The organism is Bradyrhizobium oligotrophicum, from assembly GCF_051168495.1.
In the GTDB taxonomy this organism is placed as follows: Bacteria; Pseudomonadota; Alphaproteobacteria; order Rhizobiales; family Xanthobacteraceae; genus Bradyrhizobium; species Bradyrhizobium oligotrophicum_A.
Genome location: NZ_JBNPVB010000011.1, coordinates 136,605 through 152,856, shown reverse-complemented (window position 1 = coordinate 152,856; position 16,252 = coordinate 136,605). Strand labels below are relative to the sequence as shown.

Annotated in this window: 14 protein-coding genes; 6 read left to right on the top strand and 8 right to left on the bottom strand. The window is 66.1% G+C overall.

Annotation, left to right across the window (positions count from 1 at the left end; all coding sequences use genetic code 11):
• Positions 1 to 372 precede the first annotated feature (372 nt).
• Both ACQR1B_RS21370 and ACQR1B_RS21365 read left to right on the top strand, forming a co-directional pair.
• Positions 373 to 669 carry a hypothetical protein gene (locus ACQR1B_RS21370; RefSeq protein ID WP_434833527.1) on the top strand — a complete coding sequence of 99 codons (297 nt, stop codon included), beginning with the start codon at positions 373 to 375 and terminating at the stop codon, positions 667 to 669.
• 50 nt (positions 670 to 719) lie between these two features.
• On the top strand, positions 720 to 1,367 hold the full coding sequence (locus tag ACQR1B_RS21365; protein WP_434833526.1) for a hypothetical protein: 648 nt from the start codon (positions 720 to 722) through the stop codon (positions 1,365 to 1,367).
• 33 nt (positions 1,368 to 1,400) lie between these two features.
• Here the strand turns inward: ACQR1B_RS21365 and ACQR1B_RS21360 are convergent, their stop codons facing one another.
• Positions 1,401 to 2,039 carry a TetR/AcrR family transcriptional regulator gene (locus ACQR1B_RS21360; protein WP_434833525.1) on the bottom strand — a complete coding sequence of 213 codons (639 nt, stop codon included), beginning with the start codon at positions 2,037 to 2,039 and terminating at the stop codon, positions 1,401 to 1,403.
• Positions 2,040 to 2,360: 321 nt separating this feature from the next.
• Here ACQR1B_RS21360 and ACQR1B_RS21355 point away from each other — a divergent pair, with 321 nt between their 5' ends.
• From ACQR1B_RS21355 to ACQR1B_RS21340, 4 genes are all read left to right on the top strand, one after another.
• The gene (locus ACQR1B_RS21355; protein WP_434833524.1) at positions 2,361 to 3,485 is read left to right on the top strand and encodes an efflux RND transporter periplasmic adaptor subunit; all 1,125 of its coding nucleotides are present in this window, start codon (positions 2,361 to 2,363) and stop codon (positions 3,483 to 3,485) included.
• Positions 3,482 to 4,558, top strand: a complete 1,077-nt coding sequence (locus tag ACQR1B_RS21350) for an efflux RND transporter periplasmic adaptor subunit (RefSeq protein WP_434833523.1) — start codon at positions 3,482 to 3,484, stop codon at positions 4,556 to 4,558. Before ACQR1B_RS21355 ends, ACQR1B_RS21350 begins: the two co-directional genes overlap by 4 nt.
• Positions 4,555 to 7,632 carry an efflux RND transporter permease subunit gene (locus ACQR1B_RS21345; protein ID WP_434833522.1) on the top strand — a complete coding sequence of 1,026 codons (3,078 nt, stop codon included), beginning with the start codon at positions 4,555 to 4,557 and terminating at the stop codon, positions 7,630 to 7,632. Before ACQR1B_RS21350 ends, ACQR1B_RS21345 begins: the two co-directional genes overlap by 4 nt.
• A 108-nt stretch (positions 7,633 to 7,740) precedes the next feature.
• On the top strand, positions 7,741 to 9,015 hold the full coding sequence (locus tag ACQR1B_RS21340) for a DUF2130 domain-containing protein (RefSeq protein WP_434833521.1): 1,275 nt from the start codon (positions 7,741 to 7,743) through the stop codon (positions 9,013 to 9,015).
• Between the two features lie 269 nt (positions 9,016 to 9,284).
• Here ACQR1B_RS21340 and ACQR1B_RS21335 read toward each other — a convergent pair whose 3' ends face one another.
• From ACQR1B_RS21335 to cyoA, 7 genes are read right to left on the bottom strand one after another with little or no spacing between them, the layout of a single operon-like run.
• Entirely contained in the window at positions 9,285 to 9,818 is a 534-nt protein-coding gene (locus tag ACQR1B_RS21335) for a response regulator transcription factor (protein ID WP_434833520.1), read from the bottom strand.
• Entirely contained in the window at positions 9,808 to 11,151 is a 1,344-nt protein-coding gene (locus ACQR1B_RS21330) for an ATP-binding protein (RefSeq protein ID WP_434833519.1), read from the bottom strand. The genes ACQR1B_RS21335 and ACQR1B_RS21330 overlap by 11 nt, the downstream gene beginning before the upstream one ends.
• Positions 11,152 to 11,200: 49 nt before the next feature.
• Positions 11,201 to 12,037, bottom strand: coding sequence for an SURF1 family protein (locus ACQR1B_RS21325; protein ID WP_434833518.1), 837 nt, complete (start codon positions 12,035 to 12,037; stop codon positions 11,201 to 11,203).
• A complete protein-coding gene (cyoD, locus tag ACQR1B_RS21320; protein ID WP_434833517.1) occupies positions 12,037 to 12,402 on the bottom strand; it encodes a cytochrome o ubiquinol oxidase subunit IV in 366 nt (121 codons plus the stop codon). Before cyoD ends, ACQR1B_RS21325 begins: the two co-directional genes overlap by 1 nt.
• Positions 12,399 to 13,028, bottom strand: a complete 630-nt coding sequence (gene cyoC / locus ACQR1B_RS21315) for a cytochrome o ubiquinol oxidase subunit III (RefSeq protein WP_434833516.1) — start codon at positions 13,026 to 13,028, stop codon at positions 12,399 to 12,401. Before cyoC ends, cyoD begins: the two co-directional genes overlap by 4 nt.
• Entirely contained in the window at positions 13,025 to 15,034 is a 2,010-nt protein-coding gene (cyoB, locus tag ACQR1B_RS21310) for a cytochrome o ubiquinol oxidase subunit I (protein WP_434833515.1), read from the bottom strand. The genes cyoC and cyoB overlap by 4 nt, the downstream gene beginning before the upstream one ends.
• A 10-nt stretch (positions 15,035 to 15,044) precedes the next feature.
• Positions 15,045 to 16,220 (bottom strand): ubiquinol oxidase subunit II, encoded by a 1,176-nt coding sequence (gene cyoA / locus ACQR1B_RS21305; protein WP_434833514.1) that lies wholly within the window; start codon positions 16,218 to 16,220, stop codon positions 15,045 to 15,047.
• Between the last annotated feature and the right edge of the window lie 32 nt (positions 16,221 to 16,252).

Here is a 16,252-nt window from a genome sequence, read left to right as displayed (position 1 = left end):
GCAGACGGTCCAGCACGCGTGTCGTGGTGCGCGGCGACGAACACGCGGCCGCCCCGAGGTCATGCAGGATCTTGCCCGTGAGCGCGACCGGCTTGCTGCGCTTCGCTCGCAACTACGCGGTTGAGAACAGCCCGCCTCCGCGCGGCCGGCTCAATTTCTGCGACGAATGCGTGAAGGCAAATGCAGGGACAACCACGCCCGCGCAACGCGCAGTTGATTTTCGACACACGCGACTACGATCGGGTTCGAGCGCCTTCGATTGTCACGATGACCTTGCAGTCGTGTTTACCACCCATTCGCGCACGGCTTGGCGGCACAGACGACGGCGCTAGAGTGCTGCGAACGACCAGCTCTCAGCGAAACGCCCTCACAATGTCGATCTCCGCCAAAGGCCGGCTGGCCATTGTCGCGCTCATCGCGCTTGCATGTTTCGCAAGCTCGGTGCTGAAGCTCTATCTCGGACTCCTGTGCATCTCGCTGCTGATCAGCTTTGCCGCGGTCGGCGTCGTCGCCTGGCTGGCCGATCGGATCGGAAGGCAGCGCAAGCGACGCGGAGAGAGACGGCAGGCGCGCCGCCCCCGCTCCGCGACCATCGAGGATTCGCAGCAACTTTCGATCCCATCGACAGATCACGTCGACACGCCGTCGACAGCGGAACGCATGCGATGAACAACAATCGCATCATCGCGTTGGCCTCGCTGCTCTGCCTGACCAGCAACGTGGCGGTCGGCGCCGACCGGCCGGCCTTCGCCATCGTCGACCACCCGTCTCAGGACGGCCGGTGCATCGACGATACCGGACACGGCGATCTCGATCGATCGGAGGCGGCCTGCATCGCCCAGATTCCGAACCTTGCGCAGCGCAACGGCGCCGGGCTGAAGCTGACATTCCGCAACGGCCATACGCGCGTGTATCGGAACCAGGATGCGAAGTGCGCCAGCGGCGACGCGAAGGGCTGCGTCAAGTTTCAGCTGACGGGATATTTCCCCGACCATGATCTGATGCTGCTCGAGTGCGGTCGCCTGGAGGGCGTCGACTGGCTTCTGGTGCGTGCCGACACCGGAGACGAGATCGGCATCGTCGCCCCGCCGCACTATTCGCCGGAGAAGCGCTGGCTGGCAGCGGTCGCATCGCGCCAGGGTTCCTCAAGCCTCCCCGACGGCATCGATGTCATCCCAGCGAAGCGTGACCGCGTGCTGAAGGACTGGCACTATCGCACGCCGGAAGACGGCAAATGGCAATTCGAGTTCGAACGCTGGGATGGCGAGGACGAGATCGTCCTGACGGCGAAACCGGTCGGCGACGCGGCCACGATGCCGCGGTCGGTCGTGGTCCACCGCAGGAAGACCGAATGGCTGTTCAAATAGCCACGCCCGTCGCGGGATCGAGCCGCTCGCGCCTCACCGCCTGTCCCGCTTCGCCTTCGCCTCCAATACCACCAGATAGGCGCTCATCATCTCGGGCAGCGCGGCAACCACGGCGTCGCGACTGCGCGGGTCCTGCTCGCGCGTGAACAGCAGCGTGCCGAGCACGACGGCATCGAGCGTCGTGGCCGCCTCCGCCCCCAATTCCTCGCCAAGCTTTGCGCGCAGAACGCGGTCGATCAGGGCCTTGAACTCGCCATGCATGGTCTTGTCGTGCAGATCGAGCGTGGCCAGCGCATCGGGATGGCGGACGAAGTAGCGGATCGCCCAGCCGATCAGTTGCTCGATGATCTCGGCCGGCGGCATCGCGATCCAGTCGGCATCGGTTCGCTGCAGCACGCGATCGAAGGCCGGCTGCAGCTCCGCATCGTGGCGCTCGGCGAGCGCATCGAGCATCTGATCCTTGTCGCGGAAGAAGTGATAGACCGAGCCGATCGAGGCCCCGGCGCGCTCGGCCGCCGCATGCATGCTCACCGCAGCGAGCCCGGACTCGGCGATGAGCGCCGCTGCCGCATCGAGCAGTTGCTCGCGACGCTCGCGCCCACGCGCCTGCCGCGGCGCGCGGGCCGTTGTCCGCGCCGACGTCCCGGGTTTCGTCACAGCTTTCCGTCGCACGTTCCGTTCAAGCTCTTGTTTCTGGTTTTCCGGAGAGCATCGATCGCCCGGACAATTTCTATGGCAGTGGGTAATTCAAAACCACCAACGAGAATGTTACTAGATATTTTTTTCTAGATATGATTGTCTAGTTCATGCGCTGTCAAGGGGATCATGATCTGTTGGTCCTCAACGCCGTGCTCCCGCCAACGGGCGACCGCCGGCTCGGATGCAACGGCGTTCTGCGATATTCCGTCGCGCAACTCCAAACGCGAAAGACGACCGCCCGTGCCCCGGGGATCGTCGACCATCAACCATTGCTTTGGGCCCGAACGTGCAACCATGATCCCACTCTCGCGCTCCCGACCTCCTGCCCGCGCGTCCGGCCGCCGCCTGCTGGCGGCCACCGGCTGCGCCGCGATCGGGCTCCTGCTCGCCGGCTGCGACCAGAAGGCGGCCGTGGCCACGCACTCCGCGCGGCTGGTGCGGACCGAACTCGTCAAGCTGTCGCAGCGGCGGCAATCGATCACGCTGACCGGGGACGTGCAGGCGCGCGTGCTCGCCGATCTGTCGTTCCGGGTCAGCGGCCGCGTCACCGAGCGGCTGGTCGAGGTCGGCGCGCACGTCAAGGCCGGCCAGTTGCTCGCCAAGATCGATCCGGCCGAGCAGCAGGCCGATCTCGATTCCGCCGAGGCCGCCGTGACGGCGGCCGAGTCCCAGCTCAAGGTCGCCACCTCCAATTTCAACCGGCAGCAGACGCTGCTCTCGAGCGGCTTCACCACGCGCGCGACCTTCGACCAGGCCCAGGAGACGCTGCGGACCGCCGAAGGATCGCTGGAAGCCGCCAAGGCCCAGCGCGACACCGCCAAGGACGCGCTCACCTACACCGAACTGCGCGCCGACGCCGACGGCACCATCACCGCGCGCAACGTCGAGGTCGGCCAAGTCGCCCAGGCGGCGCAATCCGTCTTCACCCTTGCCCATGACGGCGAGCGCGATGCGGTGCTCGACGTCTACGAGAAGGCGCTGTCGTTCAACTTCGACGATACGAAGGCCGCGCTCGCTCTGGTGTCCGATCCAACGATCACCGCGCAGGGCCGCGTGCGCGAGATCTCGCCGACGATCGATCCGAAATCCGGGACGGTCCGCATCAAGATCGCGATCGAGAATCCACCGCCCGAGATGACGCTGGGCAGCGCGGTGACTGCGACCGGCTTCATCAAGCCCGAGCAGCGCATCGTCCTGCCCTGGAGCGCGTTGACGGCCACCGGCAAGACGCCGGCCGTCTGGCTGGTCAATGCCGCCGACAAGACCGTCTCGCTGAAGCCGGTCACGATCGAGGACTACGAGACCGGATCGATCGTCATCTCCGCCGGACTGAAGCCGGGCGACCGCGTCGTGACCGATGGCGGCAAGCTGCTGAGCGTCGGACAACAGATCTCGTTCGATGGGGAGGCACGATCGTGATGCTGCCGATGCGTCGTGCCATTCCGCTTCTCGCGCTCGCTCTGCTCGCCGGCTGCAGCGACAAGGCTGCCGCTCCCGAGCCGGTGCGGCCGGTGCTGTCGATGACGGTCGAATCGCAGGCGGCCAATGGCGCCGCCGTCACCGGCACGATCGAGCCGCGCTACAAGGCCGATCTGAGCTTCCGGGTGCTCGGCCGGCTGATCGCGCGTCAGGTTTTCGTCGGCGACATGGTCAAGCAGGACCAGGTCGTGGCGGCGATCGATCCGGCGGCGCTCGAACTCGCGGTGCGCGCGTCGGCCGCGGACGTCTCGCGCAGCCAGGCGCAACTGGCCAATGCGACCGGCACCGAAGGCCGGCAGCGCACATTGCTCGAGACCGACGCCACCACGAAGGCCACGCTGGAGAACGCCGAGCAGTCGCGCGCCGCGGCGCAGGCTTCGGTGATCAAGGCGCAGGCCAATCTCGCCAAGGCGCGCGAGCAGCTCGGCTACGCGCAGCTCAAGGCGGATTTCGCCGGCATCGTCACCGCCGTCGGCGCCGAAGTCGGGCAGGTTGTCTCGCCAGGCGTAAGCGTCGTCACCGTGGCGCGGCCCGACATCCGCGACGCCGTCATCGATGTCGGCGACGACGTTGCGGGCAGCCTGCAGGTCGGCACGCCGTTCACCGTGCGGCTGCAGGTCGATCCCCGGATCAGCACCACCGGCAAGGTGCGCGAGATCGGACCGCGCGCCGATGCGACGACCCGCACGCGCCGCATCCGGATCACGCTCGATGATCCGCCCGAGATCATGCGCCTCGGCACCACCGTGACCGCGACGCTGGATATCGCGCAGAAGATGGTCATCAGGCTGCCGCGCTCGGCGATCCTGGCGGAGAACGACAAGAGCTTCGTCTGGCTGGTCGATCCGGCCAGCAAGACGGTGAAGCGGCAGCAGATCACGATCGCCACCAACGAGGACGGCAGCGTCCGCGTCACCGGCGGTCTCGACGCCGGACAGCGCGTCGTCACCGCCGGCGTGCACAGTCTCAAGGATGGCCAGTCCGTCCGCATCGATCAGGAACCGCAGCCGTGAAGTCCTTCAATCTCTCCGACTGGGCGCTCGAGCATCGCTCGCTCGTCTGGTATTTCATGATCGCCTTCATGGCTGCGGGCCTCTACTCCTATTTGCATCTCGGCCGCGAGGAAGATCCGTCCTTCACCATCAAGACGATGCTGATCCAGGCCAAATGGCCCGGCGCGTCGGCCGATGAGATGACGCGGCAGGTCACCGACCGGATCGAGAAGAAGCTCGAGGAGCTGCCGGCGCTGGACTACACCAAGAGCCTGACCGTGCCCGGCCAGACCACCGTGTTCGTCAACCTGCGCGACACGACCAAGGCGCGCGACGTGGTGCCGACCTGGCTGCAGGTGCGAAACCTGATCAACGACATCAAGGGCGATTTTCCCTCGGGCGTGATCGGCCCCGGCTTCAATGACCGCTTCGGCGACGTGTTCGGCAACATCTACGCCTTCACCAGCGACGGATTGAGCCAGCGCCAGCTGCGCGACCGCGTCGAGGAGGTCCGCGCCAAGGTGCTGACCGTGCCCAATGTCGGCCGTGTCGACATCGTCGGCGCTCAGAACGAGGTGATCTATCTCGAATTTTCGCCGCGCAAGGTCGCCGCGCTCGGCATCGACCAGCGCACCATCCTGACGGCGCTGCAGGCGCAGAACGCGGTGTCGCCGTCCGGCGTGCTGCAGGCCGGCCCCGAGCGCGTCGCCGTGCGCGTCTCCGGCCAGTTCACCTCGGAGGAGAGCCTCAAGGCGATCAACCTGCGCATCAACGACCGCTTCTTTCCGCTCACCGACGTCGCCACCATCACCCGCGGCTATGAGGATCCGCCGACGTCGCTGTTCCGCGTCAACGGCCAGCCGGCGATCGGGCTGGCGATCGGCATGAAGGCCGGCGCCAATCTGCTGGAGTTCGGCGAGGCCTTGAAGGAGGAGATGACCAAGGTCATCGCCGATCTGCCGGTCGGCGTCGGCGTGCACCTGGTGTCGGATCAGCCCAAGATCGTCGAGGAGGCGGTCGGCGGCTTCACCAAGGCGCTGTACGAGGCCGTCATCATCGTGCTCGCGATCAGCTTCGTCAGCCTCGGCGTCCGCGCCGGCCTCGTCGTCGCGATCTCGATCCCGCTGGTGCTCGCCATCACCTTCCTGGTCATGGCCTATAGCGGCATCTCCCTGCAGCGCATTTCGCTCGGCGCCCTGATCATCGCGCTCGGCCTGCTGGTCGACGACGCGATGATCGCGGTCGAGATGATGGTGGCGCGGCTCGAAGTCGGCGACTCCCTGCGCAAGGCCGCGACCTATGTCTACACCTCCACCGCATTCCCGATGCTGACCGGAACGCTGGTGACGGTGGCGGGCTTCATCCCGATCGGACTGAACAACAGCGCCGCCGGCGAATTCACCTTCACGCTGTTCGTCGTGATCGCGGTCTCGCTGGTGGTGTCGTGGATCGTGGCGGTGCTGTTCACCCCCCTGCTCGGCGTCACCATCCTGCCCGCCTCCCTGCCCGGCCACCACGCCGAGGGCGGCCGGCTGACGCGGGCGTTCCGCGCCATGCTGGACGCCTGCATGCGGCATCGCTGGATCACGATCATCACGACGGTCGCGATCTTCGGACTGTCGGTGTTCGGCATGGGCTTCGTGCAGCAGCAGTTCTTCCCCTCCTCCGACCGCAACGAACTCGTCATCGACTTCAACCTGCCGCAGAACTCCTCGATCACCGAGACCAACGCGCAGATGACGCAGTTCGAACAGGAGGCGCTGAAGGGCGATCCGGACATCGACCATTGGTCGACCTATGTCGGCTCCGGCGCACAGCGCTTCGTGCTGTCGTTCGACGTGCAGCCCGCCGACGTCTCGTTCGGCCAGATCATCATCGTCACCAAGAATCTCGAAGCACGCGACCGCGCCCGCGCCAAGCTGCAGGCCTATCTCACCAAGACCTTCCCCGGCACCGATGCCTATGTGCATCTGCTCGACATCGGCCCGCCGGTCGGACGCCCCGTGCAGTACCGCGTCAGCGGGCCCGACGTCGCCAAAGTGCGCGAGATTGCGCAGCAAGTTGCAGGCGTGATGCGCGGCAACAGCCATGTCGGCGCCGTCATCTTCGACTGGATGGAGCCCGCGCGCGTCGTGAAGGTCGACGTGCTGCAGGACAAGGCGCGCCAACTCGGCGTCACCTCCGAGGACATCGCCAACACGCTGAACAGCGTGCTCGACGGCACCTCGATCACCCAGGTGCGCGACGACATCTACCTGATCGACGTGCGCGGCCGCGCCCAGGCCAAGGAGCGGCAGTCGCTGGAGACGCTGCGCGACCTGCAGCTGTCGGGATCGAACGGCCAGTCGATCCCACTCGCCGCCCTGGCGACCCTGCGCTACCAGATCGAACAGCCGGAAATCTGGCGGCGCTCGCGCCTGCCCACGCTGACCCTGAAGGCGAGCGTGATCGACCAGGTACAGCCGAACACGGTCGTCGATCAGCTAAAGCCCGCAATGGCGGCCTTCAACGCCAAGCTACCGGCAGGCTTCCACGTCGTCGCCGGCGGCAGCGTCGAGGAAAGCGCCAAGAGCCAGGCGCCGATCATCGCCGTCGTGCCGATCATGCTGTTCACGATGGCCACGATCCTGATGCTGCAGCTGCAGAGCTTCCACCGGCTGTTCCTGGTGTTCGCGGTGGCGCCGCTGGCGCTGATCGGCGTCGTCGCGGCGCTGCTGCCGAGCGGCGCACCGCTCGGCTTCGTCGCCATCCTGGGCGTACTGGCGCTGATCGGCATCCTGATCCGCAACTCCGTGATCCTGATCGTGCAGATCGAGCATCTGCGCGAGGAAGGACGGCCGCCATGGGAGGCCGTCGTGGAAGCCACCGAGCACCGCATGCGCCCGATCATGCTGACGGCAGCCGCCGCCTCGCTGGCGCTGATCCCGATTGCGCGCGAGGTGTTCTGGGGCCCGATGGCCTATGCGATGATGGGCGGCATCATCGTCGGCACCGTGCTGACGCTGCTGTTCCTGCCGGCGCTCTACGTCGCCTGGTTCCGGATCAAGGCGCCGGACGGCAGCGCGGCGGCCGAGGCCACGCCACACGCCGCGTGACGCCAAAGCGACGGGAATCGCGGATAATTGCGCGGGATAAGCCGTCCGCGTGGGTTCAACACCACGCGGCGGCCGGTTAGATTCGTATCCCATGCAAGGATGCGAATCATGACCGATCCTCAGATCGTCTGCCCCTCCTGCCGCACCGAAATCAGGCTCACCGAGCAGCTCGCCGCGCCCCTGATCGCGGAGACGCGCCGGCAGTTCGAGAAGCAGCTCCAGGCCAAGGAGGCCGATTTCGGCCGCCGCGAGGCGCAGCTCAAGGCGGCGCAGGACCAGATCGCGCAGGCCAGGGCCGCGATCGATCAGCAGGTCGCCGCCAAGCTGAAGGCGGAGCGCTCAGCCATCGCGCAGGCCGAGGCGGCGAAGGCGCGCGAGGCCGTCGCGGATGAAATGGGCAACCGCGATCGCCAGCTTGCCGAGTTGCATGAGACCATTCTCAGCAAGGACGCCAAGCTCGCCGACGCCCAGAAGGCGCAGGCCGAGATGATGCGCAAGCAGCGCGAACTCGATGAGGCCCGCCGCGAGCTCGATCTCACCATCGAGACCAAGGTGCAGGAGAGCCTCGTCGCGGTGCGCGACAAGGCGCGGCTCGAGGCCGAGGAGGGACTGAAGGCCAAGGTCGCCGAGAAGGAGACCCAGATCGCCGGCATGCAGCGGCAGATCGAGGAACTCCGCCGCAAGGCTGAGCAGGGCTCGCAGCAGCTGCAGGGCGAGGCGCTCGAGATCGAGCTGGAATCGCAACTGCGCGCGCGCTTTCCGCGCGACCTAGTCGAGCCGGTGCCGAAGGGCGAGTTCGGCGGCGACGTCATCCATCGCGTCATCGGTCCGGGCGGCCAGGCCTGCGGCGCGATCCTGTGGGAATCGAAGCGCACCAAGAACTGGAGCGATGGCTGGCTGGTGAAGCTGCGCGACGATTTGCGCGCGGCGAAGGCCGACATCGCGCTGATCGTCTCGACCGCGCTGCCCAAGGGCGTCGACGGCTTCGACCTGATCGACGGCGTCTGGGTGGCCGAGCCGCGCTTCGCGCTACCGCTGTCGCTGGCGCTGCGCCAGTCGCTGATCGACGTCGCCTCGAGCAAGCTCGCGCAGGAGGGCCAGCAGACCAAGATGGAGATGGTCTACGCCTATCTCACCGGTCCGCGATTCCGCCACCGCATCGACGCCATCGTCGAGCGCTTCACCGAGATGCAGAACGACCTCGACCGCGAGCGCAAGACCATGATGCGTCTGTGGGCCAAGCGCGAGGAACAGCTGCGCGGCGTGCTGGATTCGACGGCGGGACTCTATGGCGACCTGCAGGGCATCGCCGGCCGCGCCATGCAGGAGATCGAAAGCCTCGACATCCTGCTGATCGAAGGCAAGCGCGAGGCGGCGGAATAGCGCGATTCACCGGACGTATCAGCTGAGGATACGGGCTGCTGCGACGGCGTTCTCCCAATTTTTTGCTCCGTCATGCCCGGGCTTGTCCCGGGCATCCACGTCCTTCCCAGGATGCCGAACGACGTGGATGGCCGGGACGTGCCCGGCCATGACGGCTGGGAGAGAGACGAGCAAAAGCTCTGAGCCTTCTATGCGCTTGCCCGGCAGTAGCGTACGTTCTCTGCCGCAGCAGGTTCAATCTCAGCCGCAACATCAATCAGATAACACTTCTACTTCACCGGCCGCTTCTCGAGCTTGCGTGCGAGCGTGCGGCGGTGCATGCCGAGCCTTCGCGCCGCTTCGGAGATGTTGAAATCGGTCTCGATCAGGGTCTGGTGGATACGTTCCCATTCCAGCGTCTTGATCGAGGTCGCGCGCTCCGCCAGCGCCACCTGCGCGTTGCCCTGCGCCTTGCGGAAGGCCTCCTCGATGTCGTCGGTGTTCGAGGGTTTTGCGAGGTAGTGACAGGCGCCGAGCTTGATCGCCTCGACCGCGGTGGCGATGCTGGCGAAGCCGGTGAGCACCACGATCAGCATCTGCGGGTCGTGCGCATGCAGCCGCTCGACACAGACCAGCCCGGAGGCGCCGCCGAGCTTGAGATCGACGACGGCATAGCCGAATGTCTTCGCTTTCAGGATGTCGCCGACCTCTTCCAGCGAGGCCGCGATCACGGCCTCGTAGCCGCGGCGCTCGAACGAGCGCTTCAGGGTGCGCGCAAAGCCGTCGTCATCCTCGACGATGAGCAGAGAGCGTTCAATCTCCACTGGGCTCTCCAATCGCAAGCATCGACAGCGGCAGCGACAGCCGCACGGTCGCCCCGCGTCCCCGGTGGTTCCAGGCCGAAACGCCGCCGCCGAGCTTGCGGATCACGTTGACGACCAGGAACAGGCCGAGGCCGCGGCCGGGGCGGCCCTTGCTCGACTGATAGGGACGCCCGAGCTGGGCGAGCATGGCCCGATCGAATCCCGGCCCGCGATCGCTGATGCTGAGAAGCAGCTGATCGCCGTCGCGCTCGGCCACGAACTCCACCCAATCGCGCGACACCTCGAAGGCATTGTCGAGCACGTTGACGATGGCCTGCTTCAGGGCGACGTCGGAGACGATCGCCGGATCCGAGCCGAACTCGTCGCGGAACATCAGGTTGCGCGCCGAGCGCGCCGCGCTCCATTCGGCGACCAGCGTGGTCAGGAACACCTTCAAGGTCGTCGGCGCCGAGTCCTCGCCGCGCGCCTGGCCGGCCGACACCAGGATGTCGGTGACGATCGACTTGCAGCGCTGCACCGAAGCTTCCATGTCGTTGAAATCCTCCGCCAGCGCCGGATCGGCTGAAATGGCGGACATGCGCCGCCAGTCGTTCAGGATCACCGAGATCGAGGCCAAGGGCGTGCCGAGCTCATGCGCAGCGCCTGATGCCAAGAGACCCATGCGGATGATGTGGTCCTGCTCGGCCGCGTGCTGGCGCAGGTCGGCGAGCTTGGCATCGCGCTCGCGCAGGTTCCGGTTGATGCGCGTCACGAACACCACGAGCAGCACCGCGTCGAGCACGAAACCGACGAACATGCCGGTGACGTGCAGGCTGAACGGATCGCTGTGCGGCACCGCCAGCGGCCGGTACTCGATGGTGAGCCAGACGAAGCTGAGCACGCTGAGCGCGACCAGCGACCAGGACGAGCGTCCATCGAGCAGCACGGCGCCCAGCGTGATCTGCAGCAGGTAGAGACACGTGAAGGGATTGGACGCGCCGCCGGTGAGATAGAGCTCCGAGGTGAGCGCCACGACGTCGAGCATCAGGGCGATCAGCAGGTCACGATTGCCGACGTCGTCGCGATAACGCAGCCAGCTGTGGCTGGCGACGTTCAACGCCACCAGCGCGCAGATGATCGCGGCCATCGGCACGAGCGGCAGCGCGATGCCGAACCAGGTTGTGACGAAGGCGATGGTGACGATCTGCCCGCCGACGGCGATCCAGCGCAGCTGGATCAGCAGCACCATGTTCTTGCGGTTGGTCGCGTCCCGGGTCGGCAGCGGCGCGTGGATCTCGGGCGTGGCGAGCGCGGCCACCGCGCCGATCGGCAGGTTCGGCGCCTCGTTTCTCATGAGGCGGCATCCGCGATCGGCGCACAGGCCCGCATCGAGGCGAATCTGCTCACGATGCCGACGCCTCCGAGCTGCGCATGTCCTGCTGCCGATGATCCCATTCGATGTCCCGCGCGGCCGCCAGGCCGGCAGCGCTGCGGCGGAGCCGCTGCAGCCCGGCGCCGGCCAGCATCAGGGCCAATGTAAACCACGTCAGCGCGTAAACCAGATGGTTGTTCGGGAACGCGATCACGGTCAGTCCGCCGATCGGAAATCCGCCGGGATTGGGCGTTGCATCGGCGTCGATGAAGAACGGCGCGACGCCGGACAGGCCGCGCGCCGACGCGATCGCGGCGACGTCACGTGAATACCAGCGATTGCCAGCGGGATCGTTGTGGCGCAGGAAGCCGCCGCCGGGTTCCGAAATGCGCAGCAGTCCGGTCACGCGGACCGTCCCCTCCGGGTTCCCTGCGCTGCGGCTCGCCGGCTCGCGGCGGTCCGCCGGAACGAAGCCCCGGTTCACCAGCACGGGGCCGTCAGCGGTCTGCAGCGGCGTCACCACCCAATAGCCGGGCCCTTCGGCCGTCACCGCCTGCACCAGCGTCTCGCGATCGTTGAGGAAGCGGCCGCTGAGCGTGACACGCCTGTATTCGTCATCGCTTCGAGTGATGCCCGGCCACGCCGCCGGGCCCGGTGCCGGCACCGGCGCGGCATGGATGCGGCGCTCGACGCGGTCGATCAGATCGAGCTTCCAGGCGCGGCGCTCGACCTGCCAGACCCCGAGGGCCAGCAGAACGGCGACGCAGGCGACCCAGGCCGCACGAATTGCGAACGACGCCGGCCGCAGCGCGGGCTGCTTGCGGCCCGGCTCGTCTCCATCCCCTGCCCCATCGGCAGGATCAGGCATCACGGCGTCTGGCCCATCTCGTGCACGGGCATCATGTTGGTGGTCAGATGATGCATGACCCACAGCGAGCCCGAGAGTGCGATCACCACCATGATGATGGTGAAGATCAGCGCCATCATGGTCCAGCCGCCCTCGGCCCTGGGGTTCATGTGCAGGAAGAAGATCATGTGGACCACGACCTGCACCGCCGCGAACGCCGTGATGATCAGCGCCGCGACCTGCTTGTCGAGCGAGCCGTTCATGACCAGCAGGAACGGAATCGCGGTCAGGACGACCGAGGCGCCGAAGCCGATCAATTGTCCCGAGCGCGTGCCGGCATGGGCATCCGACGAGCCGTGGTCGTGAGCGTGGGCGTCAGAGCTCATCGAAGCATCCCCATCAAATAGACGAACGTGAAGACACCGATCCAGATCACGTCGAGGAAGTGCCAGAACATGCTGAGGCAGACCAGCCGGCGGCGGTTGGCCTCGATCAGGCCGAAGCGCTTCACCTGCAGCATCAGGGTCACCAGCCAGACGAGGCCGAACGTCACGTGCAGGCCGTGGGTTCCAACCAGCGTGAAGAACGATGACAGGAAGGCGCTGCGCTGGGGCGTCGCGCCCTCATGGATCATGTGGGCGAATTCGGTCAGCTCGATGCCGAGGAAGGCGAGACCGAACAGGCCGGTGACGACCAGCCAGGCCTGCATCGCGCCGACCCTGTTCTGCTGCATCGACAGCATCGCAAAGCCGTAGGTGAGCGACGACAGCAGCAGGAACGAGGTGTTGACCGCGACCAGCGACAGGTCGAACAGGTCCTTTGGCGCCGGGCCCGCGGCATATTTGCCGCCGAGCACGCCATAGACCGCGAACAGGATCGCAAAGATGAGACAGTCGCTCATCAGATAGATCCAGAAGCCGAGCATCGTGCTGCTCCCCTCGGGGTGCTCGTGCTCGTCGACGACGTAGAACACCGGCTCGCCGGCCTTCAATGTCCCCATCGCAACGGTCATGACTTGGCTCCTGCGGCGAGCAGCTCGGTGCGCGCGCGCTCGGCGCTGACGACCTCGTCGGCAGCGATATGGAAGCTGCGGTGATAGTTGAAGGTGTGGCCGATCGCGACCGCCAGCAGCGCCAGGAAGCTCGCGGCGGCCAGCCACCAGATGTACCAGATCAGGCCGAAGGCCATGGCAGTGCTGAGGCCCGCCAGGATCACGCCGGTACCGGTGTTGCTCGGCATGTGGATCGCCTTGAAGCCGGCGAGCGGACGCGCGTAGCCGCGGCGCTTCATGTCCCACCACGCGTCATTGTCGTGCACCACCGGCGTGAAGGCGAAGTTGTAGGCCGGCGGCGGCGACGAGGTCGCCCATTCCAGCGTGCGCGCATTCCAGGGATCGCCGGTGACGTCGGCGAGCTGCTCACGCCTGAGGACGCTGACCGCGATCTGGATCAGGAAGCTCGCGATGCCCAGCAGGATCAGGAACGCGCCGACGCCGGCAATGATGAACCAGATCTGCAGGCTCGGATCGTCGAAGGTGCGCAGCCGACGGGTCACGCCCATCAGGCCGAGCACGTAGAGCGGCATGAAGGCGAAGTAGAAGCCGACCGTCCAGAACCAGAACGACAGCTTGCCCCAGAACGGATCGAGCCTGAAGCCGAACGCCTTCGGGAACCAGTAGGCGATGCCGGCGAACAGGCCGAACAGCACGCCGCCGATGATCACGTTGTGGAAATGCGCGACCAGGAACAGGCTGTTGTGCAGCACGAAGTCGGCCGGCGGCACCGCCAGCAGAACGCCGGTCATGCCGCCGATCACGAAGGTCAGCATGAAGGCAACCGTCCACATCATCGGCAGCTCGAAGCGGATGCGGCCGCGATACATCGTGAACAGCCAGTTGAACATCTTCGCGCCCGTCGGGATCGAGATGATCATCGTGGTGATGCCGAAGAACGAGTTGACGCTGGCGCCGGAGCCCATCGTGAAGAAATGGTGCAGCCAGACGAGATAAGAGAGGATGGTGATAACGACGGTGGCGTAGACCATCGAGGTGTAGCCGAACAGGCGCTTGCCCGAGAAGGTCGAGGTCACCTCGGAGAAGATGCCGAACGCCGGCAGGATCAGGATGTAGACCTCCGGATGGCCCCAGATCCAGATGAGGTTGACGTACATCATCGGATCGCCGCCGAAGTCGTTGGTGAAGAAATTGGTGCCGACGTAGCGGTCGAGCGACAGCAGCGCCAGCACCGCCGTCAGCACCGGGAAGGAGGCGACGATCAGCACGTTGGTGCACAGCGAGGTCCAGGTGAACACCGGCATCTTCATCATGGTCATGCCGGGCGCCCGCATCTTCACGATGGTGCAGATCAGGTTGACGCCGGACAGCAGTGTGCCGACGCCGGCGACCTGCAGCGCCCAGATGTAGTAGTCGACGCCGACATCCGGACTGTAGGAGATGTTCGACAGCGGCGGATAGGCGAGCCACCCGGTGCGGGCGAACTCGCCGACGAACAGCGAGCACATCACCAGCACGGCGCCGGCCGTGGTCATCCAGAAGCTGAAATTGTTGAGGAACGGAAACGACACGTCGCGGGCGCCGATCTGCAGCGGCACTACATAATTCATCAGGCCGGTGACCAGCGGCATCGCCACGAAGAAGATCATGATCACGCCATGCGCCGTGAACACCTGATCATAGTGGTGCGAGTTGAGATAGCCTTCGGAGCCGTTGAAGGCGATCGCCTGCTGCAACCGCATCATCAGCGCGTCGGCGAAGCCGCGCAGCAGCATGACGATGCCGAGCACCATGTACATGATGCCGATGCGCTTGTGGTCGACGGTGGTGAACCATTCCTTCCACAGATAGCCCCACAGCCGGAAATAAGTGAGCGCGCCGAACAGCGCGAGGCCGCCGAGCGCGACCATCGCGAAGGTGCCGATGATGATCGGCTCGTGCAGCGGCAGCGATTCCAGCGTGAGCCGGCCGAAGATCAATCGGGTGAGATCTGACGTATCGAACATGATGTGATCCTCACGAATCCGACTTGGAGGCTGGCCCCGTGATGAAGGATGCCTTCGACGGCCGCATCAGGCTGGGCCGCTCCAGCCCGCGCCCCTGCAGCGGCGTCCAGTCGCCCGGCGCCAGCACGGTGGGCGATGCCTCCGCCGCCATGCGCGTGACCTGATCGCCCGGCAGGCAGACGCCGCCGGCGACGAAGCTCGGTTCGGCGCCGAACACGGCGCCACGCGCGGCGAACTTGTCGTAGGCGAGCGGCAGCGTGTTGCGGACGCCAGCCATGCCCATGCCGCCGCGAGCGTCGATCGCCATCATCTCGCTCATGCACATCTTGCCAGATTCGACGCACATGTTGAGAATCGCGCGGAACAGGTCGCCGTCGACGGAGGCGTAATGGCGGACCGGCTCGTTGGCGCTGGGACGTTCGAGCTGGAGATAATCCGGCTTGCCGAGCTGGCTGCCGCTGGCCTTGGCCTTCTCGACCCAGCCGTTGAATTCGCCGTCCGACAGCGCCTGGAAGGCGAATCGCATGCCGGAGAAGCCGGCGCCGCTGTAGTTGGCCGAGAAGCCGCGATAGAGGCCGGGCTTGTTGATGACGGCGTGCAGCCGGCTCTGCATGCCCGGCATCGCATAGATCTGGCCGGCGAGTGCCGGAATATAGAACGAGTTCATCACCGACGATGACGTGATCCTGAAATCGAGCGGGCGATTGACCGGTGCGGCAAGCTCGTTGACGCTGGCGATGCCGTATTCGGGATAGATGAACAGCCACTTCCAATCGAGCGCCACGACATCGACCTCGAGCGGCTTGTCCTGCGGCGTCAGCGGCCGGTCGGACGCGATGCGCCCGAGCGTGCGATAGGGATCGAGCAGATGCGTGCCCATCCAGGTGACCGCGCCCAGGCAGATGATGATGAGCAGCGGCGCTGCCCAGATCAGCAGTTCGAGCTGCGTCGAGTGATCCCAGTCCGGCGTGTACGTCGCGGTGTCGTTCGACTGGCGGTAGCGCCAGGCGACGACGGCGGTCGCCGCCATCACCGGCACCACGATCAGAAGCATCAGCACCGTGGCGATGATCACGAGATCGCGCTGCTGGGCGGCGACGTCACCGGATGGGGCGAGCACGACCAGATTGCAGCCGCCGAGCGCGAAGCCTAGCGGCAGCAGAGCCAACAGTTTCCAGTAACGCAAGCTTGACCTCGTCGACAGGCGGATCTCTGAAC